Raw genomic sequence first — 232 nt, 5'->3', positions numbered from 1 at the left:
TCAAATGGTCGTCCAGTCGTGACAGATTATCATGGTGACAATCAAACGCTACAACTACTTGCTACTGCTGAAAAAGATTCTGAACACCCATTGGCAGAAGCCATTGTCAATTATGCAAAAGAAAAGCAATTAATATTAACTGAGACAACAACATTTAAAGCAGTACCTGGCCATGGTATTGAAGCAACGATTGATCATCACTATATATTGGTTGGTAACCGTAAATTAATGA

1 pseudogene is annotated in these 232 nt (G+C 37.1%); it reads left to right on the top strand.

The window, feature by feature from the left end:
- Positions 1-18 precede the first annotated feature (18 nt).
- Positions 19-232 (top strand): annotated as a pseudogene (locus tag ACQG3P_RS24740) (hypothetical protein); the annotation flags it as partial.

The sequence above is a fragment of the Stenotrophomonas sp. SrG genome, from assembly GCF_050031795.1.
Classification (GTDB): domain Bacteria; phylum Pseudomonadota; class Gammaproteobacteria; order Xanthomonadales; family Xanthomonadaceae; genus Stenotrophomonas; species Stenotrophomonas rhizophila_A.
Note: the sequence above shows the minus strand (reverse complement) of the source record. Positions and strands in the feature narration are given on the sequence as shown.